The 23881-nt window shown below is 43.0% G+C and carries 20 protein-coding genes and 1 pseudogene; 11 read left to right on the forward strand and 10 right to left on the reverse strand.

Annotation, left to right across the window (positions count from 1 at the left end):
* Window positions 1–4 precede the first annotated feature (4 nt).
* The 5 genes from nrdA to dnaK all read right to left on the reverse strand — a co-directional run bounded on the left by nrdA (window position 5) and on the right by dnaK (window position 7732).
* Entirely contained in the window at window positions 5–2275 is a 2271-nt protein-coding gene (gene nrdA / locus AC30SF_RS01985; RefSeq protein WP_489607393.1) for a class 1a ribonucleoside-diphosphate reductase subunit alpha, read from the reverse strand.
* Window positions 2276–2570: 295 nt separating this feature from the next.
* Window positions 2571–3695, reverse strand: a complete 1125-nt coding sequence (gene dnaJ / locus AC30SF_RS01990; protein WP_489607394.1) for a molecular chaperone DnaJ — start codon at window positions 3693–3695, stop codon at window positions 2571–2573.
* A 270-nt stretch (window positions 3696–3965) separates the two neighbouring features.
* Window positions 3966–5234, reverse strand: a complete 1269-nt coding sequence (locus AC30SF_RS01995; RefSeq protein ID WP_489607395.1) for an O-acetylhomoserine aminocarboxypropyltransferase/cysteine synthase family protein — start codon at window positions 5232–5234, stop codon at window positions 3966–3968.
* A 77-nt stretch (window positions 5235–5311) separates the two neighbouring features.
* Window positions 5312–5710 (reverse strand): GyrI-like domain-containing protein, encoded by a 399-nt coding sequence (locus AC30SF_RS02000; protein WP_489607396.1) that lies wholly within the window; start codon window positions 5708–5710, stop codon window positions 5312–5314.
* A 120-nt stretch (window positions 5711–5830) separates the two neighbouring features.
* Window positions 5831–7732 (reverse strand): molecular chaperone DnaK, encoded by a 1902-nt coding sequence (gene dnaK, locus AC30SF_RS02005; protein WP_489607397.1) that lies wholly within the window; start codon window positions 7730–7732, stop codon window positions 5831–5833.
* A gap of 334 nt (window positions 7733–8066) precedes the next feature.
* On the opposite strand from dnaK, the gene AC30SF_RS02010 reads away from it, so the two are divergent.
* A complete protein-coding gene (locus AC30SF_RS02010) occupies window positions 8067–9494 on the forward strand; it encodes a YdgA family protein (RefSeq protein WP_489607398.1) in 1428 nt (475 codons plus the stop codon).
* A gap of 94 nt (window positions 9495–9588) precedes the next feature.
* On the opposite strand, the gene AC30SF_RS02015 is transcribed toward AC30SF_RS02010, so the two are convergent.
* On the reverse strand, window positions 9589–9999 hold the full coding sequence (locus AC30SF_RS02015) for a copper chaperone PCu(A)C (protein WP_376922372.1): 411 nt from the start codon (window positions 9997–9999) through the stop codon (window positions 9589–9591).
* Window positions 10000–10126: 127 nt separating this feature from the next.
* Between AC30SF_RS02015 and hflD the strand changes: the two genes are divergently transcribed.
* Together hflD and purB are read left to right on the forward strand one after the other, a co-directional pair.
* The gene (gene hflD / locus AC30SF_RS02020) at window positions 10127–10738 is read left to right on the forward strand and encodes a high frequency lysogenization protein HflD (RefSeq protein ID WP_489607399.1); all 612 of its coding nucleotides are present in this window, start codon (window positions 10127–10129) and stop codon (window positions 10736–10738) included.
* A 27-nt stretch (window positions 10739–10765) separates the two neighbouring features.
* The gene (gene purB / locus AC30SF_RS02025; protein WP_489607400.1) at window positions 10766–12133 is read left to right on the forward strand and encodes an adenylosuccinate lyase; all 1368 of its coding nucleotides are present in this window, start codon (window positions 10766–10768) and stop codon (window positions 12131–12133) included.
* 101 nt (window positions 12134–12234) lie between these two features.
* On the opposite strand, the pseudogene AC30SF_RS02030 reads toward purB, so the two are convergent.
* A pseudogene (locus AC30SF_RS02030) lies at window positions 12235–13898 on the reverse strand (bifunctional metallophosphatase/5'-nucleotidase).
* A gap of 304 nt (window positions 13899–14202) precedes the next feature.
* On the opposite strand from AC30SF_RS02030, the gene yedE reads away from it, so the two are divergent.
* From yedE to hemB, 8 genes are all read left to right on the forward strand, one after another.
* A complete protein-coding gene (yedE, locus tag AC30SF_RS02035; RefSeq protein ID WP_489607401.1) occupies window positions 14203–15414 on the forward strand; it encodes a selenium metabolism membrane protein YedE/FdhT in 1212 nt (403 codons plus the stop codon).
* A gap of 51 nt (window positions 15415–15465) precedes the next feature.
* A complete protein-coding gene (yedF, locus tag AC30SF_RS02040; protein WP_489607402.1) occupies window positions 15466–15735 on the forward strand; it encodes a sulfurtransferase-like selenium metabolism protein YedF in 270 nt (89 codons plus the stop codon).
* A 655-nt stretch (window positions 15736–16390) separates the two neighbouring features.
* Window positions 16391–17641: a NupC/NupG family nucleoside CNT transporter gene (locus AC30SF_RS02045; RefSeq protein ID WP_209363219.1), complete on the forward strand. Its 1251-nt coding sequence runs from the start codon at window positions 16391–16393 to the stop codon at window positions 17639–17641.
* A 127-nt stretch (window positions 17642–17768) separates the two neighbouring features.
* Window positions 17769–18488 carry a purine-nucleoside phosphorylase gene (gene deoD, locus AC30SF_RS02050; RefSeq protein ID WP_290521669.1) on the forward strand — a complete coding sequence of 240 codons (720 nt, stop codon included), beginning with the start codon at window positions 17769–17771 and terminating at the stop codon, window positions 18486–18488.
* A 291-nt stretch (window positions 18489–18779) separates the two neighbouring features.
* The gene (gene tatA / locus AC30SF_RS02055) at window positions 18780–19010 is read left to right on the forward strand and encodes a Sec-independent protein translocase subunit TatA (protein ID WP_021615751.1); all 231 of its coding nucleotides are present in this window, start codon (window positions 18780–18782) and stop codon (window positions 19008–19010) included.
* Between the two features lie 3 nt (window positions 19011–19013).
* Window positions 19014–19667 (forward strand): Sec-independent protein translocase protein TatB, encoded by a 654-nt coding sequence (tatB, locus tag AC30SF_RS02060; RefSeq protein WP_314170176.1) that lies wholly within the window; start codon window positions 19014–19016, stop codon window positions 19665–19667.
* Window positions 19668–19693: 26 nt separating this feature from the next.
* Window positions 19694–20461, forward strand: a complete 768-nt coding sequence (gene tatC / locus AC30SF_RS02065; RefSeq protein WP_489607403.1) for a twin-arginine translocase subunit TatC — start codon at window positions 19694–19696, stop codon at window positions 20459–20461.
* Between the two features lie 18 nt (window positions 20462–20479).
* Window positions 20480–21502, forward strand: a complete 1023-nt coding sequence (gene hemB, locus AC30SF_RS02070) for a porphobilinogen synthase (RefSeq protein WP_033002454.1) — start codon at window positions 20480–20482, stop codon at window positions 21500–21502.
* A gap of 176 nt (window positions 21503–21678) precedes the next feature.
* Here hemB and mog read toward each other — a convergent pair whose 3' ends face one another.
* The 3 genes from mog to tadA form a co-directional block, all read right to left on the reverse strand.
* Window positions 21679–22260: a molybdopterin adenylyltransferase gene (mog, locus tag AC30SF_RS02075; RefSeq protein ID WP_489607404.1), complete on the reverse strand. Its 582-nt coding sequence runs from the start codon at window positions 22258–22260 to the stop codon at window positions 21679–21681.
* Window positions 22261–22354: 94 nt separating this feature from the next.
* Window positions 22355–23020 carry a hypothetical protein gene (locus tag AC30SF_RS02080; RefSeq protein ID WP_489607405.1) on the reverse strand — a complete coding sequence of 222 codons (666 nt, stop codon included), beginning with the start codon at window positions 23018–23020 and terminating at the stop codon, window positions 22355–22357.
* Window positions 23021–23317: 297 nt separating this feature from the next.
* Window positions 23318–23827, reverse strand: coding sequence for a tRNA adenosine(34) deaminase TadA (gene tadA, locus AC30SF_RS02085; RefSeq protein WP_489607406.1), 510 nt, complete (start codon window positions 23825–23827; stop codon window positions 23318–23320).
* Between the last annotated feature and the right edge of the window lie 54 nt (window positions 23828–23881).

Consider the following 23881-nt stretch of genomic DNA (forward strand, 5'->3'; position numbering starts at 1 on the left):
TAGATTAAATTTTACAAGCCCCACCTGCACAGCCATCATCTAAATCTTCTTGGCTGTCTTCGGCACCGTCACGGGTGTTTTGATAGTAGAGGGTTTTTAAGCCGTATTTGTAAGCGGTTAAGAGATCTTTTAACAACACTTTCATCGGTACTTTGCCGTCTTCAAAACGTTTCGGATCATAGTTGGTGTTGGCGGAGATCGCTTGGTCTACGAATTTTTGCATGATGCCGACCAAGTGCAAGTAGCCATCGTTGCCCGGGATGTCCCAAAGCAATTCGTAGTTTTCACCGAGGTTTTCATAATCCGGCACCACTTGTTTCAAAATACCGTCTTTGGAGGCTTTGACGCTCACGTGGCCGCGTGGCGGTTCGATACCGTTGGTGGCGTTGGAAATCTGAGAGGAAGTTTCCGACGGCATGAGGGCGGTGAGGGTAGAGTTGCGCAAGCCGAATTCTTTAATGTCACGGCGTAGGCTTTCCCAGTCGTAATGCAACGGCTCAGAGGTTAAGCTATCGATGTCTTTTTTGTACGTGTCGATCGGTAAAATACCTTGTGCGTAAGTGGTTTCGTGGAAATATTCACACGCGCCTTGTTCTTTCGCCAAGTTCATGGAGGCTTTCAATAAGTAATATTGAATGGCTTCAAAAGTGCGGTGGGTTAAATCGTTGGCGCTGCCGTCAGAATAACGCACACCGTGTTTCGCCAAGTAGTACGCGTAGTTAATGACGCCGATACCTAAAGAACGACGGGCTAGGGAACTGCGTTTTGCCGCTGCCACTGGATAATCTTGGTAATCCAATAAAGCGTCTAATGCACGCACGGCAAGATCAGCCAAATTGTCGAGCTCGTCTAAGTTGTCTAATTTGCCCAAGTTAAAGGCGGAAAGGGTACAGAGAGCGATTTCGCCTTGTTCATCATTAATGTTATTTAGTGGTTTGGTTGGTAAGGCGATTTCCAAGCATAGGTTTGATTGACGCACCGGTGCCACTTTTGGATCAAACGGTGAGTGGGTGTTGCAGTGATCCACGTTGTGAATGTAAATACGACCGGTGGAAGCCCGTTCTTGCATTAATAAAGAGAACAATTCCACGGCTTTTACGGTACGTTTACGAATGGACGGATCCTGTTCGTATTGGACGTAAAGTTCTTCAAACTTGTCTTGATCCGCAAAGAACGCTTCATAAAGTCCCGGCACGTCGGACGGGCTGAACAGGGTAATGTCGCCGCCTTTGATTAAGCGTTGATACATTAATTTATTGAGCTGTACGCCGTAGTCCATGTGACGCACGCGGTTGTCTTCCACGCCACGGTTGTTTTTCAATACTAACAGGCTTTCTACTTCTAAGTGCCAAATCGGGTAATACACGGTTGCCGCACCGCCACGCACGCCGCCTTGGGAGCAGGATTTCACGGCAGTTTGGAAATATTTATAGAACGGAATACAACCGGTATGGAACGCTTCGCCACCACGAATTGGGCTACCTAGCGCACGAATCGCACCGGCATTCACACCGATACCGGCACGTTGAGAAACGTATTTCACGATAGCAGAGGCGGTGGCGTTAATGGAATCTAAGCTGTCGCCACATTCAATCAACACACAAGAGCTGAATTGACGGGTTGGGGTACGTACGCCTGCCATGATTGGGGTTGGCAAGGAAATTTTGAAGGTAGAAGTTGCATCGTAGAAACGGCGGATATAATCCAAGCGAGTTTCTTGCGGGTATTTGGAGAACAGGCTTGCTGCGACTAATAAATAGAGGAATTGGGCGGATTCGTAGATCTCACCTGTCACGCGGTTTTGAACGAGATATTTGCCTTCTAATTGTTTTACTGCCGCATAAGAGAAGGTCATATCACGCCAATGGTCGATAAAACCGTCCATTTCATCCCATTCTTCGCGGGTGTAATCATCCAACAAGGCATGATCGTATTTGCCCATACGTACGAGTTTTTTCACATGATCGTATAAACGCGGCGGATCGAAATGGCCGTAAGCCTTTTTACGCAAATGGAACACCGCAAGGCGTGCGGCAAGGTATTGATAATCCGGAGAATCTTTGCTGATTAAGTCTGCAGCTGCTTTGATAATGGTTTCGTGAATATCAGAGGTACGAATACCTTCATAAAACTGAATGTGAGAACGCAATTCCACTTGTGAGACTGACACATTCTCCAGTCCTTCTGCCGCCCATGTAATTACGCGGTGGATTTTATCGAGGTTAATCGGCTCCAGTGTGCCGTCACGTTTGGTGACCATTAATGCTTTATTCATGAAAGACGCTACTCCTTAGATATAGACCTAAAACACAATATATAGTTATAAGTCAAAAAATTTGGCACAAGGTAATGTGTTAAGATAAAGAATTCAAGCGATATATTTTTTTATCACTTAGTTGACATTAAATAACTGATTATTAATTAAAGGAAATTTCGTATGTACAGAAAATTTGCTTGATTAAAATGTATAAATTGGCGCCAAAATTGCATGAGAGAGGAAAAAGATCAAAAAAGTGCGGTGAAAAAATACCTTAAATTTTCACCGCACTTTGCAAGGAAGTTTGTTGGCGTTACTTCGTTAAATCATCAAAGAAGCGTTTTACACCATCGAGGAAGCTAGAGGATTTCGGACGCTGTTTCGTTTGCCCTTCTAAGCTTTCTTCAAGTTTGCGTAGCAATTCTTTTTGTTCTTCGTTGAGTTTCACCGGTGTTTCTACCACAATTCGACAGATTAAATCGCCTGCATAACCGCTACGGGAGGAGGTAACACCTTTGCCACGCATACGGAATAATTTACCTGTTTGGGTCTCTTCCGGGATTTTTAACTTAACGCGTCCATCCAATGTTGGCACTTCAATTTCGCCACCAAGAGCCGCCATGGTGAAACTAATCGGCACTTCACAATAAAGGTTGTTGCCATCACGTTCAAAAATATGATGTTCTTTAACATGGATTACAACATATAAATCACCTGCCGGTGCGCCGTTTTCACCTGCTGCGCCTTCGCCTGATAAGCGTAATTGATTTCCTGTATCCACGCCTGCCGGAATTTTTACGGAAAGGTTTTTCGGTTTATTCACTCTGCCGTCACCGTGGCAAACTTTACACGGTTTCTCAATTTTCTTACCGTTGCCATGACAGGTTGGACAAACGGTTTCGGTCATAAAGAACCCTTGTTGGCGACGTAGGCGACCGGAACCATGACATTGTGGACAGGTTTCTACTTTTGAACCGGCTTCTGCGCCTGAGCCGTGGCAGCTATCACAAGGCGCAAGGGTATAAATTTTAATGTCTTTGGTCGTGCCTTTGACGGCCTCTTCAAGCGTGATTTCTAGGTCATAACGTAAATCATCGCCACGCACGACACGTTGGCGACCACGTCCACCGCCACCAAAAATGTCACCGAACATGTCGCCAAAAATATCACCGAAATCCGCACCGCTAAAGCCCCCGCCGGCACCGAAACCTTGTTCAAAGGCGGCATGGCCGTATTGATCATAGTTGGCCCGTTTTTGCTTATCGCTGAGGACTTCATAGGCCTCTTGGATTTCTTTAAATTTTTCTTCTTTCGCTTTATCCCCTTTAGTTCTGTCCGGGTGATATTGCATGGCGAGCTTTTTATAGGCACGCTTAATTTCTTTTTCATCAGCGGATTTAGAAACGCCGAGAAGTTCGTAGTAGTCTTGTTTTGCCATAATGTTTCAATTTTCCGTTTAAAATATCAAATGCTACTTTTATGATTATGTATTGTATTATATGAACAATAGTTCTAAACACCAAAATGATGTCAAAGGCAGAAATATCAAGAGCCAACACATGAATTTATTAGGGCATGGCTTGGCTTATTTTCGTTTGTTGACAGCCAAACGAAAGCCAACAACCCCAAATGAGCCGTCTATATTTCTGTTACGATATGATTTTGTCGTTGTTCAAAGAGGCAGGCCGATTGCCTGCCTTAAATGCCATTATTTTGCTACGTTGAAGGCTTGTTCTAAATCCGCCAAAATATCTTGAACACTTTCAATACCACAAGAAAGGCGAATTAATCCTGCGGAAATCCCTGCTTTTTCTAATTCGACTTCACTTAATTGGCGATGCGTTGAGGTCGCAGGATGTAACGCACAAGTACGAATATCCGCCACATGCACTTCACGCGAGGTCATTTGTAAAGCATTTAACCATTTTGCCGCGGCTTCTTTACCGCCTTTTATTTCAAAAGAAATGACGCCACACAAACCGTTTGGTAAGTATTTTTGTTTAAGTGCGTAATCCGTGGAACTGATTAACCCCGGATAGCTTACTTTTGCTACTTGTGGGTGTTTTTCCAAAAACTCGGCGGCCGTTTGTGCATTTTCATAATGACGTTGCATACGCAGCGAAAGGGTTTCCATACCTACATTGAGCAGGAAACTGTTTTGCGGTGCAGGCGTTGCACCTAAATCACGCATTAATTGCACGCGCGCTTTGACAATATAAGCGGCAGGACCAAAGGTTTCCGTATAAACTAACCCGTGATACGTTTGGTCCGGCGTGCTTAATTGCGGATATTTGCCGTTATTCCAATTAAAGTTACCACCATCCGTAATAGATCCTCCAAGTGCGATGGCATGACCATCTAAATATTTGGAGGTGCTATGAATAACCACGTTTGCGCCAAATTCGATTGGGCGGCAAAAATAAGGCGTGGCAAAGGTGTTGTCGATTAGTAACGGTGCCTGTGCAGCTTGGGCTAAGGCAGCAAATTTTTCAATATCTAGCACTCGTAACGCCGGGTTTGCAATGGTTTCGGCAAAAACAGCTTTGGTATTTGGACGAATGGCTTTTTTGAGTTCTTCGAGTGGCAGATCTTGATCCACAAAACTGACTTCAATCCCCATTTTTTTGAACGTATGTGCAAATAAATTGTAAGTGCCGCCATAGACACAAGAGGAAGAAATAAAGTGATCGCCGGCTTCTAAAATATTCAGCATGGCATAAAAAACCGCAGATTGACCTGATGCGGTGCACATTGTCGCCACACCGCCTTCAAGTGCGGTAATTTTTTCTTCTGCGGCATTCGTGGTTGGATTTGCCAGGCGAGTATAGAAATAGCCTGCCGCTTGCAAATCAAATAATTTACCGATTTCTTCCGCAGAGTCGTAAGTGTAAGTCGTGCTTTGTACGATGGGTTGAACACGTGGCTCTCCATTTTTAGGGCTATAGCCGGCATGGAGGCATTTTGTTGCAAATTCCATTATTTTTTCCTTGGGTTATGTTTGGTTTTGGGAAGTAAAGTGCGGTCATTTTTTATAAAATTTTACGCACTTTGGGCTTAGCAATGTGGTGCAATGGCGATATAAATTTCTACCAAACCATCAGGATGGTATTTTTCAAAATCCACCGAATAAGCCCGTTTAAGTAAACCTTGTTGTTCTTTTTTCCAGATCAGTTGCCATGTTTGATAAATTTCATCGACTTTACAACGAAAAACTTCGTAGAAACTCAAATCTTCAATTTCAATCACCGGGATATCATTCTCTAATGCTGCTTCACTTGCAATCGCAAAATCATAGTCTGCTTGGTAATTCGCAGCATAATTAAAATAAATGCCATAACAATAGTGACCTTGTGGCAGTTTATCGAAATTGTTTTGCCAAAGGGTTGGGATGATCTTATTTGCTATGTCGTTATTTAAGCGTTGTTGTACGATTGGGTAGAGTTTTAGCGCCATTTATCCTCCTGGTTTATTTTTCCTGACTTCACTTTTTTAAATAAAGTCAGGAAAAATTGTGGTTGATGAATACACCAAAAGGGCGTATTGCTACGCCCTTCTATTTTAGTGAGAGTGAAATTACTTATTATCTTTCACTTCTTCAAACTCAGCATCGACAACATCATCGTTTGGTTTGCCGCCGCTTTGCGTTTGTTGTGGCTCACCTTGCGGTTGTGCTGTTTGTGCAAGTTTTTGTGCAACTTCGGCAAGGGCTTGAAGTTTGGCTTCAATCACTGCTTTGTCTTCACCTTTCGCTGCAGCTTCTAAGTCGCTTAATGCACTTTCTATAGCAGCACGATCTGCGGCAGGTACATTGTCACCGGCTTCACTTAATTGTTTGCGGGTGCTGTGTACAAGGTGATCTGCTTGGTTGCGAGCTTGTACTAATTCTTCAAATTTACGGTCAGACTCTGCATTCGCTTCGGCATCGCGTACCATTTGTTGAATTTCTTCATCACTTAAACCGGAAGATGCTTTAATGGTGATTTGTTGTTCTTTGCCTGTGCCTTTGTCTTTCGCAGAAACATGGATGATACCGTCTGCGTCGATGTCGAAGGTCACTTCAATTTGTGGCATACCACGTGGTGCCGGGTTGATGCCTTCAAGGTTAAATTGACCTAAAGATTTATTGGCAGAAGCCTGTTTACGTTCACCTTGTAACACGTGAATGGTTACCGCACTTTGGTTATCTTCCGCCGTTGAGAATACTTGCGATTTTTTGGTTGGAATCGTCGTGTTTTTCTCAATTAAAGTGGTCATCACACCACCCATGGTTTCGATACCCAATGATAATGGGGTAACGTCTAACAACAATACGTCTTTCACATCACCGGCTAACACACCGCCTTGTACCGCTGCACCAATCGCAACAGCTTCATCCGGGTTCACGTCTTTACGTGGTGCTTTGCCGAAGAATTCTTCCACTTTTTGTTGAACAAGTGGCATACGGGTTTGACCGCCCACGAGAATAACATCATCAATTTGAGACGCTGTTAATCCGGCATCGTTTAATGCAACTTTTACCGGCTCAAGGGATTTCGCCACTAAATCTTCCACTAAGGATTCTAATTTCGCACGAGTCAACTTGATGTTTAAGTGTTTAGGACCGGTTGCGTCCGCCGTGATGTAAGGAAGATTTACATCGGTTTGTTGTGCGGAAGAAAGCTCAATTTTTGCTTTTTCACCGGCTTCTTTTAAACGTTGCATTGCAAGTGGATCTTTGCGTAAGTCAATGCCTTGTTCTTTTTGGAATTCATCGACCAAGTAGTTGATCACACGGTTATCGAAGTCTTCACCCCCTAAGTGAGTATCACCGTTGGTTGCTAATACTTCAAAGGTTTTTTCGCCACTCACTTCATCAATTTCGATGATGGATAAGTCGAATGTACCGCCCCCTAAGTCGTAAACTGCGATGGTTTTGTTACCTTGACCTTTATCTAAGCCGTAAGCTAGTGCGGCTGCAGTAGGCTCGTTGATGATACGTTTAACTTCTAAGCCTGCGATACGACCCGCATCTTTGGTTGCTTGACGTTGCGCATCGTTAAAGTAGGCAGGCACGGTGATAACCGCTTCAGTAACCGGTTCGCCCAAGAAATCTTCGGCGGTTTTTTTCATTTTTTTCAACACTTCGGCAGAAATTTGCGGAGGTGCTAATTTGTCGCCTTTCACTTCAACCCATGCATCGCCATTATCGGCTTTTGTAATAGTAAATGGCATGATGTCGATATCACGTTTTACTTCAGCATCTTCAAAACGACGGCCGATTAAACGTTTGATGGCAAATAAGGTGTTTTTCGGGTTAGTCACCGCTTGGCGTTTTGCCGGTTGACCGACTAACGTTTCGTTATCATTTGTATAAGCAATAATTGACGGGGTGGTGCGATCGCCTTCTGCATTTTCAATTACGCGTGGTTTATCGCCATCCATCACAGCAACACAAGAGTTTGTTGTACCTAAGTCAATACCAATAATTTTTCCCATTTGTTTTCTCCTAATGAAATTTTAAATTCGGTGTAACGATTTACGGATTATAAAATGTGGATTGAATTTTGCATTTCAAGGCATTTCTTTAAAAATTTTTTCAATGCCTGCAAAGTGCGGTTCAAAAATCAGATGGATTTTTCTCGCTAGCATTACCAAAGCGTATTGTGAGAAAGGCATCTTGGCAGTTCAATCCTGATTCGTTTTGTAAAATGAGGATAAAAATAAGAGATTCAAGAGGAGAATAAAAATTTCGTGGTCTTTTTTCTAAAAAACTAAATTTATGCTAGATTAGCCGAATCATTTTACTTTGATTAATTTAAGGATAGAGGATATGAAAAAATCAACGTTAGCGGCCAGCGTGATTGTGGCATTAGGTGCGGTTTGGTTAGGTGGCGCATGGTATACAGGGAAAGTCGCCGAAGAAGAGTATGTCCATCAATTTGAGTTGCTCAACCAAAACATACAGCAATCGTTTTCTGTGAAAGGATTGTCCGTTGAAGTTAGCCAGGTTGCCATTGAACGTGGTTTATTGAGCTCAAAAACCCGATATGACATTGTGGTGAAAGACCCGAATAAGCCTGAATCTGTCTTTACTTTGCCGTTTGAAGGCACATTATATCACGGTCCGTTACCGCTGAATCAATTATCTCAGTTGAATCTTGTACCAACGATGTTTACCTCCGTTGATAATCTTGTTCAAAACGACACCACAATCTCATGGTTTAAGGCAGCCAAAGGGGAAAATCCTTTATCCATTAATACAACAATGAATTACCAACGCCAAGGTGCAACCAAAATGCATTTTTCGCCTGTGGATATTTCAGATGAAAAAGACACATGGCACCTGGGTAAAACGAATTTAACGCTTGATTTTACGCCACAGGGCATTCGTCAAGCTGATATGACGGCTGACAAGTTGGTTTATCAGGAAGCAGATCAGAAAAAACGCATTCAGTTTAATGACATTAAAGCCATGGCTGAATATCAACCAATCAAAGAGTGGGATCTTCTCTCTACCGGACAACAATGGATTGCTGCCGGTGAGACAAATATCGAAGAAACCGATGAGCAAGGTAAAACCAATCTGCTCACGGTGAAAAACTGGAAAATCGATTTGAATACGGTCAGAAAAGAGGCGTTTCTTGATTTGGCAATGAACCTGAAACTGGAGGGGACACAGTTAAATCAAATTCATTTTGGTGATCTGAATTTGAATACGGCATTCAATCACCTTGATGGCGAGACATTAAACCAAGTGTTACATGTAAAATTCGCTCAAACTGAAGATGCACCATTAACTGATGCGGAGATTGCACTCCTTCGAAAATTCTTTGATAAACAACCACAATTCGCTTTTCATCCGATGCTAACAACGCAAGCGGGAAAACTGGCTGCGGATATTGATGTGGCGGTGGCAACGTCGGATCTTGCCACATTATCCCGAGGAAAAATCTTTAACTTATTCCATCACTTTATTTTTAAAGTGAGTGCCGATAAGTCCGCATTAGTTGAGGTGGCAAGTGCAGCGGAACAAATCTCTGCGAAGGTAGAAAAAGCACAAGCGGATCGCACTGCTGAGATGAAAGTCAATGACAGTCTAAAAAACCCTATTCAACAAGGCATTTTGGTGGATGAGGGAAAACACATAAAATTGGATCTTGTGCTTGAAAATGGCGAACTCAAACTTAACGGAAAAGTCATTCCGGAAGAACAAGTGGCGTCTATCCTATTTTTAGCCGCAATGTCGATGGGATATTAATCGGCATTTTGACCCATCAAGATCTTAGCGCCTGTGCGGCTTTCTTATTTTCTGTAACAAGCCGCACGCTATCCGCAGATCAGGAAAACGATGATTAATGGTGAATAATGGCGGCATCTGTAGCCACTTTTTCACCATTATCAAACATCAAGGTCAATGGAAAACGTTCTCCAGCGCGCAACGCCTTGGCAGAATCAAACACCATAATATGCAAGCCACCCGGTTTTAATTGCACGTTGCCGTTAGCGGGAATTGCAATGCCATCGGTGGTAATCATTTTGCCATTTTGTGTACCGTGCAAGACCAAATTTGCCGATTCACTGCTTTGCACCATCGCCAGATTCACTGCTTCGTTGCCATCATTATGCAGTTCCATAAAAATCGCGGTGGGTTCACCGGCTTGTTGAGTGGCAAAAATGATTGGGTTTGTCACGATAACTTTTGCCAATGCGCCAAGAGGTAAAAGTGCGGTCATAAAAAATAATGTTTTGTAAATGCGCTGCATGGTTTTCTCCTTTTTCATCTTTTTTGAGTTTATCGACCTTGCCGATTGCCTTTCCACTATAGCAGAAAAATGCTATATTACCGCCCACTTTTTCGTATTCTTTTTATTCAATTCTCATTAAACCTCAATGGCTAATTATTACGACAGTACACTCGCCCTTGCCGGCGTCTGCCAAGCAGCGAAACTCGTGCAACAACTGGCATTAAATGGTGAAGCGGATGCAGACGCATTAGAAACCAGTCTGAACAGTTTATTAAAAACCGCGCCAAACACCACACTCGATGTGTTTGGCGGTGAACTAAATAACCTGAAATTGGGGTTAACCACACTTTGCGAACAGCTTAACGGCAGCGAGCCGGAACTAGCGCGTTATTGGCTCAGTCTGTTGGCATTAGCGGCAAAACTTAACAAAACCCCAGAAGCCAAACAAGAATTGGCACGCCGCATTCAATATTTACCCACACAGCTGGAACATTACCACTTACTCGACGAACAGATGCTGTCGAATTTTGCCGGCATTTATGTGGACGTTATCAGCCCGTTAGGTCGCCGAATTCAAGTCACCGGCGTTACTCAATATTTACAGCATTTAGGCACACAAAATCGCATTCGTGCCGCGTTATTAGCCGGCATCCGTTCCGCTATTTTGTGGCAACAAGTGGGCGGCACCAAATGGCAACTGCTGTTTTTCCGTGGCAAAATTGCTGCCACGGCGCAACACATTCTCTCTTCTCTTTAACTTCTCTAAATAATGGAGCTTTCATCTATGCAACTTAGCGCGCTAACCGCACTTTCCCCGATTGATGGTCGTTATCAAGACAAAACCGCCCGTTTACGTCATATTTTCAGCGAATTCGGTTTATTAAAATTCCGCGTTACGGTGGAAGTTCGTTGGTTACAAAAATTGGCAGCGACCGCGCAAATCTCTGAAGTTCCTTCTTTGTCAAAAGAAGCAAACGATTACCTTAACCAAATTGTCGCTAATTTTGCTATTGAAGATGCCGAGCGCATTAAAGAAATTGAAAAAACGACCAACCACGATGTGAAAGCGGTCGAATATTTCCTTAAAGAAAAAAGCGCAGCCTTACCTGAATTGGCGGTAATCAGCGAATTTATTCACTTCGCCTGCACCTCCGAAGACATCAACAATCTTTCCCATGCCTTAATGTTAAATACCGCGCGTGAAGAAGTGTTATTACCGGAGTGGCAAAATTTAATCGAAAAAATCACCGCACTTGCCGAGCAATATAAAACCATTCCATTGCTTTCCCGCACGCACGGACAACCGGCATCGCCAACTACCGTAGGCAAAGAAATGGCCAACGTGGTGTATCGTTTAAGACGCCAATACAAACAATTACAACACATTGATATTCTGGGTAAAATCAACGGCGCTGTGGGCAACTATAATGCCCATTTATCCGCTTACCCGAATATTGATTGGCATACCTTCAGCAAAGAATTTGTCACTTCTTTGGGCATTACATGGAATCCGTACACCACTCAAATCGAACCGCATGATTACATCGCCGAATTATTCGATTGCGTAGCGCGTTTTAACACTATCGTGATCGATTTCGACCGCGACCTGTGGGGTTACATCGCATTAAATCATTTCAAACAACGCACCATCGCCGGTGAAATCGGTTCTTCTACCATGCCACACAAAGTCAACCCAATCGACTTCGAAAACTCCGAAGGAAACCTTGGTTTGGCAAATGCCGTGATGGCACACTTAGGCAGTAAGTTGCCGATTTCCCGTTGGCAGCGCGATTTAACGGATTCCACCGTGTTGCGCAACCTTGGCGTGGGTTTAGGCTACTGCTTAATCGCCTATGCAGCGACACAAAAAGGCATCAGCAAATTAGAAGTGAATGAAACCCATTTGCGCGAAGAATTGGATCAAAACTGGGAAGTGCTCGCCGAGCCAATTCAAACCGTGATGCGTCGTTACGGCATTGAAAAACCGTACGAAAAACTGAAAGAACTCACCCGCGGCAAACGCGTCGATGCCAAAGCGATGTTTGATTTTATTGAGAAATTAGACATTCCGGCAGAAGAAAAAGCACGCTTGCAACAACTCACGCCGGCAAGCTATATCGGCGCGGCAGTACAGTTGGTGGAAAAACTGTAATTGATTAATAACGTTAAAAAAACGCAAAAAATAAGCGTTCCCAAGATAAATGATTAAATTCAATTTCATGGGAACGCTTTTTTACGCAAATGTTGAGAATCTTATTCTAATCCAATGATTTCCCAACGTTGATGTGAAAGTCCATCGATCTTGCCTTTTTTCACGTTTTGGATGTAATCAATCATCATGTTTTGAATGGTGCCTTTTTCACGTCCCATCGCCACTTTAGACTCCCATAAAACAGGAATTTGCTGACCTTCCCAAATACCGCCTTTACCATTTAATTGACCAAAACGATAAGAGTTCATACCGACTTTGAGTTTCATATCATCGGTAATCGCGCGTCCATCTGCCAAGGTCAAGTCCACGATTTTATTGCCGCTTTGATTGCGTAAATCAATTTTATATTTCACTCCGCCGAAGATATCGAAGGTGACATATTTAGATTTACTGCGTTTTTCATCATAACGATAATTCGTATCGCCCGGCTGAATCGTATTGAAATAATCTGCCGACCATTCCATATACTCTTTTAACTGCTTGCCTGTGAGTTCATAGACAGTGACATCACCACCGGCATAACGATAGTTATAAATCACGTCTTTTTTCTTAATTCACCTTTAGGCAAGCGCACGGTTTCATAGTCAAAGGCAAAACTCACTACATCAGCACCGCTATAGTGACGTTCAACATCGGTGATAAAAGAAGAAAGACCGGTATCTTTAGAGAAAGCAATGGAGACACCATGATTTTTTCCTTGTGGCACCATATCATGTTCGGTATGCCCGATGACCACATTATTCAAACGGCGTAATTCTTCATGATAAGGACGATAAATTTTCTCAATTTCAGGATCGGCCTCCAACGCTTTCACCGGAACGGTTTTGGCTTCTTTCTTCAATAGCTTAACCTCTTTTTTATCGTTGATATCAAAGGTTAAATCCACTTCGGAAACCACGGTGCCGTAACGGTGTGGTTCTGTGATTAGGGTATCTTTGATGGTTTCACTCGGTACGTTTTTGTGCATGTGACCGGCAATAACGACATCAATGCCATCCACGGCATTAATCACATCACGCATACCGGTATCAGGGATGTTGTTTTCATTATCAATGCCCATGTGACTCACTGCGATAATGATATCCGCACCTTTCGCTTTTAAAGCCGCCACTTGTGCTTTTGCTTCTTCGCTTGGCGAAGTGAATTTCATGTCTTTTAAGTTACCGGTATCTTCCTCAAACTTGGCCGACATTGGGGTGGTTAAACCAATAATCCCCAATTTCACGCCGTCTTTTTCGATAATTGTTGCCGGTGCAAGATAGCGTTTATCATTCTTTTTATAATAAAAATTCGCGGTTAATTTTTTTGCCTTAATGTCTTTTAAAATTTCATCAAGCGCTTTCATACCAAAATTAAACTCATGATTTCCCAACACAAAAACATCATATTTCATTGCGTTTAATACTTTTGGTACAGGATGATCTTTATAGTATTTTTTCGTTTTAGCGAAAACATCAACTTGGTTGTCTTGAATGGTATCCCCAACATCAACTAACACCACATTTTTGTGTTGTTTACGAACGTCGTTCACATAAGTGGCAATTTGTGCATAAGAACCGGATTTGTCAGCAACATCCGCCCCATAACTCCAAGGCACAATACGGCCATGCACATCGGAGGTTCCAAGAATTTTAATATTGACTTCTTGTGCCACCGCAGTACTCAATGCTGAAAGTGCAAATAATGAACAAATGACTTTTTTCATAGGATTTCCTTTGTTGTAATAAATGTGCGACGAATTATATCCATTTACATAGCGCAAGCAATATGGATTCAGCTGAATCATTGAGAAGATTAAAAGTAAGGTAACGTACCTAAAAATGTTAAAAAAACAAGCGAACGATTGCCTTTCATGATTTTATTCATTAAACTAACGCCCGCAAATCTAATTTGTAATTTCATTTATATCGCAAGTTTGTGTATAGGAAATGACAAAGCCCTTCTTTTGAGCCTTTTCTCATTGTTATACCTTCCTTGTAATACTTTCATTCACCTTAATAGGATAAAAAATGAACGAAGTTTTACAACAGTTCAAACAACAATATTTGATTAAATATTGGAATCCCGTTATCGCCGTTATCGCCGCCGGTTTAATCTCGGCCTATTATTTCGGCATTACCGGTACGTATTGGGCAGTCACCGGCGAATTTACCCGTTGGGGCGGCCATGCACTACAAACCTTGGGCATCGATGTGTCCGATTGGAGTTACTACAAAATCATCGGCATGCAAGGCACGATTTTTACTCGTGTTGATGGCGTGATGATCTTAGGCATGTTTGCCGGTTGTATCTCCGCAGCCTTGTGGGCAAACAACGTGAAATGGCGTAACCAGCCACACAAACGCCGTATCGTGCAAGCCTTAATCGGCGGAGCCATTGCCGGCTTCGGCGCACGTTTAGCCATGGGCTGTAACCTTGCCTCATTATTTACCGGCATTCCACAATTTTCCGTACACGCTTGGTTTTTCACCATTGCCACAGCACTTGGCACTTACGCCGGCGTAAAAGTCACTTTATTGCCAATATTCCGCGTGAAACTGGAATTGAAAAAAGGCGCCGCGAAATTACAAGAAAGTGATCCGAAAAGAGCACAACGCCGTTTTTGGATCGGCATGGTAGTTTTCTTCGCTTACCTCATCGCCTCTCTTTATGTAATGACCCAATCCATCAAACTCGGTTTTGCCATGTTGTGTGGTTTAGCATTCGGTTTACTTATCGAACGTGCGCAAATCTGCTTCACTTCCGCGTTTCGTGATCTCTGGGTAACCGGTCGCGCTTACATGGCAAAAGCCATTATTTTCGGCATTCTTGCCGGCACTATTGGTGTCTTCAGCTACATTCAATTAGGCGTTCCGGCAAAAATCATGTGGGCAGGTCCGAATGCGATTATCGGCGGTTTATTATTCGGTTTCGGCATCGTGTTAGCCGGCGGTTGTGAAACCGGTTGGATGTACCGCGCGATGGAAGGTCAAGTACACTTTATGTGGGTGGGTATCGGCAACGTTATCGGTTCTACCTATCTCGCCTACGCTTGGGATGATTTGGCACCGGCATTGGCGCTTGACTACGAAAAACTGAACTTACTGAAAGAATTTGGTCCGGTCGGCGGATTATTAGTGAACTACGGTTTATTGATTCTCTGCTTAATTGCTGCCGTCTGGTGGGAAAAACGCTTCCTTGCCAAAGCAAAAGCCAAAATCGCCGCTTTCGCACAGGCGTAAAAGTGCGGTTTGATTTAACGTTATTTTTATTTCACAGAAGGAAAACACATTATGGCATTTACCGTTGTGCACAAATTAGATAAAGATCCAAAAGACATCGTGCCGGATTACACCATCGACACCGTGGGCGAACCTTGCCCATACCCGGCTATCGTCATGCTGGAAAGCATGTCTGAGCTCAAAGAAGGGGAAGTGTTGGAATTGTTAAGCGACTGCGCACAATCCATCAACAACATTCCGGTGGATACCAAAAACCACGGTTATACCTTATTAAGCATAGAACAAGATGGCACCAAATTACGCTATTTGATTCAGCGTTAAGCATTAAAAAATCCTCGCTATATAATGAACAAGGCTGACAACCGAAACTCAACATATAGGAGGATTATTTACCCCCTCGTAGCGTGCAACTTGTTGCACGAATGATGAACCCCGATGCGTAATTCACAATATCGTGCGTACCGTGTTCTTGATGCACGCGCAAACCACGCACGGAGCGTTATTTACCCCTTTCGGACATTCACAATTTCGTGCAACAAGTTGCACGCTACGATTCTAAACATTAAAAAAATCCCTAAATCCTCAGGATTTTTTTATAGCCAGCCAAATGGCTTAAGTGATAAGTAGAAAACATCCCTACGATATAATGAACAAGGCTGACAACCGAAATTTAACATATAAGAGGATCATTTACCCCTTGTAGCGTGCAACTTGTTGCACGAATGATTTACCTCGATGCGTAATTCACGATTTTGTGCGTAGCGTTCAACTTGTTGCACGACCAAACCACGCATGGAACGTTATTTAACCCTTTTGGGCATTCACAATTTCGTGCAACACGTTGCACGCTACGATGCTAAGCATTAAAAAATCTCGAAATCCTCGGGATTTTTTTATTCTTGAAAAAATCACTCCCTCTTCGCCACAAAAACAAGTAGAATACGCCAAATTTTTATTTACATCCTTTGAGGTATCTATGGACATTTTAATCAGCATTATCGGTATTTTTGTGCTGTTAGGGATTGCTGTTTTATTCTCTAACAATCGCAAAGCGATCAATTTACGTACTGTGTTTGGCGCACTGGCCATTCAAATCGCTATCGGTGCTTTCGTGCTTTATGTGCCGGCCGGCCGTCACGCATTACAAGCGGCATCCGATTTTATCGGTAAAGTTATCGGTTTTGGTAATGAAGGGATTAGCTTTGTTTTTGGTGGATTGACTGACCCAAGCCAAAGTTTCGGTTTTATCTTCGCCATTAAAGTATTGCCGGTAATTATTTTCTTCTCCGCACTCATTTCCTTACTTTATTACATCGGTGTGATGCAATGGGTCATCAAACTTATCGGTGGTGGGTTACAAAAATTATTAGGTACCTCAAAAGCGGAATCCATGTCAGCTGCCGCCAATATTTTCGTGGGGCAAACGGAAGCGCCGTTAATTGTTAAGCCATTTATCGGTCGTATGACCCAATCTGAATTATTCGCTGTGATGGTAGGTGGCGTGGCTTCTATCGCCGGTTCTGTGATGGCAGGTTATGCCGGAATGGGCGTGCCGTTAACTTACTTAATCGCCGCTTCTTTTATGGCCGCGCCGGGTGGTTTATTATTCGCGAAAATCATGTTTCCACAAACGGAAAAAACTGATGATATGTTAAAAGAGGACGCAGATGTGGAAAAACCGTCCAACGCGATTGAAGCCTTAGCAAATGGTGCGCGTGACGGTATGCACTTGGCACTGAATGTAGGCGCGATGTTAATTGCGTTTGTGTCTGTGATTGCCTTAATCAACTGGATTTTAAGTAGCTTGGGTGGCATTGTTGGTGAACCAAACTTAACTTTACAAGTGATTTTAGGTTGGATTTTCAAACCATTGGCATACTTAATCGGGATTTCTTGGGAAGAATCTGCCATTGCCGGCCAAATGATTGGTTTAAAATTAGCGGTGAACGAATTTGTGGGTTATTTAGAATTTGCTAAATATTTACAACCGGATTCTGCTGTGGTGTTAAGTGATAAAACCAAAGCAATTATTACCTTCGCACTTTGTGGTTTCGCTAACTTCAGCTCCATTGCAATCTTAATCGGCGGTTTAGGCGGTATGGCACCAAATCGTCGCGGTGATGTTGCGCGTTTAGGTTTAAAAGCGGTGCTTGCCGGTTCATTATCTAACTTAATGAGTGCAACGATTGCCGGATTATTTATCGGTTTGAGTGGTGCTGTGCTATAAAGTGCGGTATGATTTCACCATGTTTTTTTATGATGACACCACGACCCGTTCGTGGTGTTGTCGTTTATAGGCAACGAAAACGTTTGCGCTAATTTTAGTTCACCATGTCAATAAAGAGGAAAAGACTATGACTCCACATATTAACGCGCCAGCCGGTGCATTTGCCGATGCCGTATTAATGCCGGGCGATCCGCTTCGTGCGAAGTATATCGCAGAAACTTTCTTAGAAAACGTGCAAGAAGTGACCAACGTTCGCAATATGTTGGGCTTTACCGGCACCTATAAAGGTCGCCGCATTTCTGTGATGGCACATGGTATGGGGATCCCTTCCTGTTCCATTTACGCGAAAGAACTTATTACGGAATACGGTGTGAAAAAACTGATTCGTGTCGGCTCTTGTGGTGCCGTCCGTATGGATGTCAAAGTGCGTGATGTGGTTATCGGTCTTGGTGCGTGTACCGATTCCAAAGTCAATCGTATTCGTTTTAAAGACAACGATTTTGCAGCGATTGCCGATTTCGGTTTAACGCAAGCGGCGGTACAGGCAGCGAAGGAATTAGATGTTAAGGTTCGTGTCGGTAATTTATTTTCTGCGGATTTATTCTATACTCCGGATGTCGCCATGTTTGACGTGATGGAAAAATACGGCATTCTAGGCGTAGAAATGGAAGCCGCCGGTATTTATGGCGTGGCAGCGGAATACGGTGCGCGTGCATTGACTATCTGCACCGTATCCGACCATATTCGTACTCATGAACAAACCAGTGCGGAAGAGCGTCAGTTGACGTTTAATGAAATGATCAAAGTGGCGTTAGAAACCGTGTTAATTGACGATAAGGCTAACTAGTCAATTCCTTGAATGCTGCCTAATTTGCGTCATTCGGCAGCATTCTTTTGAGTGTGTTATCGCGGTATAAAATGAGAGCGACAGTTTGACTTCAAGGGAGTTATTTAAGGCTTAGAAGGAAGCGAGTTGCTATACGATGCTAAGTTAAAATGCAAAGAAGCAAGGTAAGCAACGTCAATAAATACGAAAATAATCCGGCTTGGCTATTGTTCAACACGGGTAAAACGAGTATAGTTCTGCACGTTTTTAATAGATAAATTTCATCTCTTAACGCATATCAATGAGGTTTTTATGGGTGGCATTAGCATTTGGCAATTGGCTATTTTGGTTTTAATCATTGTATTGTTATTCGGTACGAAGAAATTGCGTACGTTAGGTACGGATTTGGGCGAGTCTGTAAAAGGCTTTAAAAAAGCCATGAATGAAGAAGCCAAACCGGCTGATGCAAGTTTCGATAAAGTGGAACAAAAGCAAAAGGCACAACCGGAACAAGAAAAAAGCAAAGAAAAAGAACAGGCATAATCCGTGTTTGATATTGGTTTTTCTGAGGTTGTCTTAGTTTGTATTGTGGGCTTAGTGGTACTAGGCCCACAACGTTTACCGGTAGCCATTCGCACGGTCATGTCTTGGGTGCGAACTGTTCGTGGCTTGGCGGCGAATGTACAAAATGAACTAAAACAAGAATTAAAATTGCAAGAGTTGCAAGACAGCATTAAGAAAGCGGAAAGCTTGAATCTTAAGGCGCTGTCTCCCGAATTGGGCAAAACCGTTGAGGAATTAAAAGCCTCTGCGGATAAGTTGCGTGCCGATTTGGAACAAAAAGCAGCACAAAGTAATACTACGTTGCAAGATCAAATCAAGGAAATGAAAAGTGCGGTAGAAAATTCGGATGAAAATGACAATATTCATCCCGGTTCAAATGATCGCAACCCAATGGCTAACTATGACATTCTTGATGTTGAAGATTTTTCCGAACAAAATACAGAAGCCTTAGCCGTTGCAGAAATGTCGCGGAATTCGACCGCACTTTCTCCGGCAGAACAGGCGGAGCAAGAAGAAATTGAGCTAGATGACAAACTGGCTTATTACATCAATCAATATGATCCGGATAATCCTTTGCCGGCCAATTCAGAAAATGCCCATTCGGAGAAAACCGAACAATCCTCAAATAAAAGCTAGGGCGCAACCCTCAATTAGGATAATTTATGACCAGCGTTGACGATACTCAACCCCTCATCACTCATCTGGTAGAACTGCGCAACCGTTTATTACGCAGCATTATTTTCGTTGCTGTGGTATTTGTGGCGTTAGTTTATTTTTCCAACGAAATTTATAACTTTGTGGCAGCACCGTTAACAGCGAACTTGCCAAACGGTTCCAGCATGATTGCCACCAACATCGCCACGCCGTTTTTCACCCCAATTAAACTGACCGGCGTTGTTGCCATTTTTATTTCCGTGCCATTTTTGCTCTATCAAATTTGGGCATTTGTAGCACCGGCGTTATATCAACATGAAAAACGCCTGATTTATCCACTATTATTTTCCAGCACGCTGTTGTTTTATCTAGGCGTAGCTTTTGCTTACTATGTGGTATTCCCGTTAGTGTTCAGCTTTTTAACTAAAACGGCACCGGAAGGGGTGGCTATCGCGACCGACATCAGTAGCTACTTAGATTTTGTACTGACGTTATTCTTAGCTTTCGGTGTTTGCTTTGAAGTGCCGGTGGCGATTATTCTATTATGCTGGACTGGTGTTACCACACCGGAAGATTTAAAAGTCAAGCGCCCTTATATTATTGTCGGTGCGTTCTTTATCGGCATGCTTTTAACTCCGCCGGATGTATTCTCACAAACCTTGCTTGCTATTCCAATGTGTTTGTTATTTGAAGTGGGTGTATTCTTTGCGCGATTTTATCGTCCGCGTGAAGAAGACGAGGCCACTCAAGATGAAAACAACACAGCTAATCACTAATTCAATTCGGGAGATAATATGACACAACAAATTTTTACTGGTTTTCCAACTCGCCGTTTACGCCGCATGCGTAAACAGGATTTTAGCCGCCGCTTAATGGCTGAACATAAACTGACTGTTGATGATCTGATTTATCCCGTATTTATTATTGAAGGCGAAAATCATCGTGAAGCGGTGCCTTCCATGCCAAACGTAGAACGTTTAACCATAGACCAACTGTTAATTGAAGCGGGTTTATTGGTGAAATACGGCGTACCGGTGATTGCGCTGTTTCCTGTGGTGGAACAGGCGAAAAAATCCTTAATGGCGGAAGAAGCCTATAACCCGAACGGCTTGGTGCAACGCGCAGTGAAGGCACTCAAAGCCGCCTATCCTGACCTTGGCGTATTAACTGATGTGGCGCTTGACCCTTACACCCTACACGGACAAGACGGTATCATCGATGAAGAAGGCTACGTACTGAACGACATCACTACCGATATATTAATCAAACAAGCGCTGTCCCACGCAGAAGCCGGTGCAGACGTGGTCGCACCAAGCGACATGATGGATGGTCGCATCGGCAGAATCCGCAACGCCTTGGAAGAAAAAGGCTTTATTAACACCCTCATCATGGCTTACTCCGCTAAATATGCTTCCAACTATTACGGCCCGTTCCGTGATGCTGTGGGATCTTCAGGCAATTTAAAAGGCGGCGATAAAAAGACCTACCAATTAGATCCGGCTAACAGCGATGAAGGTTTACAAGAAGTAGCATTAGACTTGGAAGAAGGCGCCGATATGGTGATGGTAAAACCGGGTATGCCATATTTAGATTTAGTCTATCGCGTAAAACAACAATTCGGCGTACCAACCTTTGCCTACCAAGTGTCAGGTGAATATGCCATGCACATGGCGGCGATTCAAAACGGCTGGTTGAAAGAAAAAGAATGTATTATGGAATCTTTGCTTTGTTTCAAACGTGCAGGCGCTGACGGCATTTTGACTTACTTCGCCAAACAAGTGGCAGAATGGTTGTATTTAGAAGGGAAGAATAAATAACACATTGTCTTGTGTTTTCATCTCCTATCCATTATTGCCATGCGTATCCGGTATGCATATGGCAATTTCTCATTAACAAGAAGCCATCTGAAAAGTGCGGTCGTTTTTTCGTGCGTTTTCAGATGGCTTTTTTAATAATGAAGCCTGTATTTTAGCGTAATATCGCCGCCGTAGTATTATTCACGGCGTGCTGATTTTGGTCTAAAACTGGTGATAATCGCAGGGTTGGTGTCGATGTAGATGCCATTGATCAATTGCAGGCAATAAGGCACCGCACTAAAAATCCCTTGCACAATGACCTTACCCTCGCTGTCTTTAACGCCTTCTAAGGTTTCTTTGATGGCTTTCGGTTGCCCTGGTAAATTAAGAATAAGGCTATCTTTGCGAATCACACCCACTTGACGGGATAAAATGGCGGTTGGAACAAAATGCAAACTGACTTGGCGCATTTGTTCACCAAAGCCGGGCATTTCTCGATCGGCAATGGCTAATGTCGCATCCGGTGTGACATCCCGTTTTGCCGGACCGGTTCCGCCAGTGGTTAACACAAGGTGGCAATGTTGTTCATCCACCAATTCACATAACACTCGTTCGATTTCAGCTTGTTCATCCGGAATCAATCGTTCAACAACGCTAAAAGGATCCACTAAAGCCTGCTCCAACCAATGTTTTAATTCGGGAATGCCTTGGTCGGCATAAACGCCTTGAGAGGCTCTATCTGAAACGGAGACTAAACCGATTTTTAACTGCGTGTCCATAATTACTCCTTGTTATAAAAAATAATGCCGTATCATCATTTAAGGCGACAATACGGCATGAACTATTCGTGTTTCTCTCTTTTCTGTGGATACACTATTTCATCTTTTCTTTTAACTCTTCCAAAAGTTCCTGATGAATTTCTTCTTGCACCTCTTCAGGAATTGTTTTTTGGCCGCGATTTAATTTGATTCTAATGATAAGCGTAAGCACTAAACTGGCCACTAACACCCAAGGTGCCCAATAAAGCACGCTGCTGAATGACGAAAAGAGTGCATATAAAATTGCAACTTCACCTAACAAAAATGCGCGATCGACTTTATCCAATGGCCCATCATAAGGCTCATCGCCTTCCGCACTTTGTTTAGGAAATACATTCAAATCAAGTAGGATTGAAAGCAAAATCACCACACCGATTTGTAGCGGATCAAAAGGCGCAACAAACATAAAAGGAATGTATGCCGCTGTCATGGCAACAACATAGATGATTTTGGTTAAATATCGACTGCAACGAGACGTATGCTCAAAATCATAGATAAGAATATCGGCGAGATTATTCAGCAAGACAAGGTTAATAAATAGCCCAATTGGAATTAACCAAAAGAGCGATTGTCCGCCTAAAAGCACCGTGATGCCAATGACAATAGAGAGGATGCTAGAGAATACCGTAATATAGCTGGCTTTAATGCCCAAACGATCACACTGTGCGGCAATCGGATATAAAAAATGTTGGAATTTATATTTGAGGTTATTAATACTCATAATGTTTCCTTTAGAACGCATATAAATGGATATTGACTAAGACGGAAATCATGCCAACAAAATAATGAAGGCGATAACTTGCCCAGTTTATCAAAATAAAAGGAAAAATGCCGTAATTTTCTGCGACAAAATTGACCTTATTACTTCATTGTTTTTAACGCATTTATATTAAAGCAAGGCTAATCTTCTTATTTTCATGTAAGGCGATGGATCTTTCAAAGATATTTTCACCACGCGTCACTTAATTAAAGATCAACTATTATTGGTTTTAAACGATGATGAATTTTCACTAAGATTTTATCGATGACATACTGTTGCTAATTTCGCTTCTTTTTGTTGCGCACGGCGTTTTTGAAAAAACGCACTGAGTTTTTCACTGCATTCCTGTTGCAACACGCCAGCGGTGATTTCGATGGCATGGTTCATTTTGTAATCATCAAAGAAATGAAAACGGGAACCCACTGCCCCGGTTTTATAGTCAGCCGCACCAAACACCAAGCGCTTAATACGGCTGTGCAAAATCGCCCCGGCGCACATGGTGCAAGGCTCAAGGGTGACGTATAAGGTTGTGTTCAACAAGCGGTAATTTTGTAAGCGCTGGCCGCCTTGGCGTAGAGCAACAATTTCGGCGTGCGCCGTAGGATCAGAATCAATGATCGATAAATTCCATCCCTCGCCAATAATTTCCCCCTCCTCGCTCACTAACACAGCGCCCACGGGAATTTCACCCAAGGCTTCTGCTTTGTCTGCCAACATTAAGGCGTGGCGCATAAATTGTTCATCCAGTTGCTGTTGAGATTCAGTCATGAGGCTATTCAGATAAAAAGTGCGGTGGATTTCAAAAACGTTTCTAAAACCGAC

It is taken from the genome of Aggregatibacter valvarum (assembly GCF_980468985.1).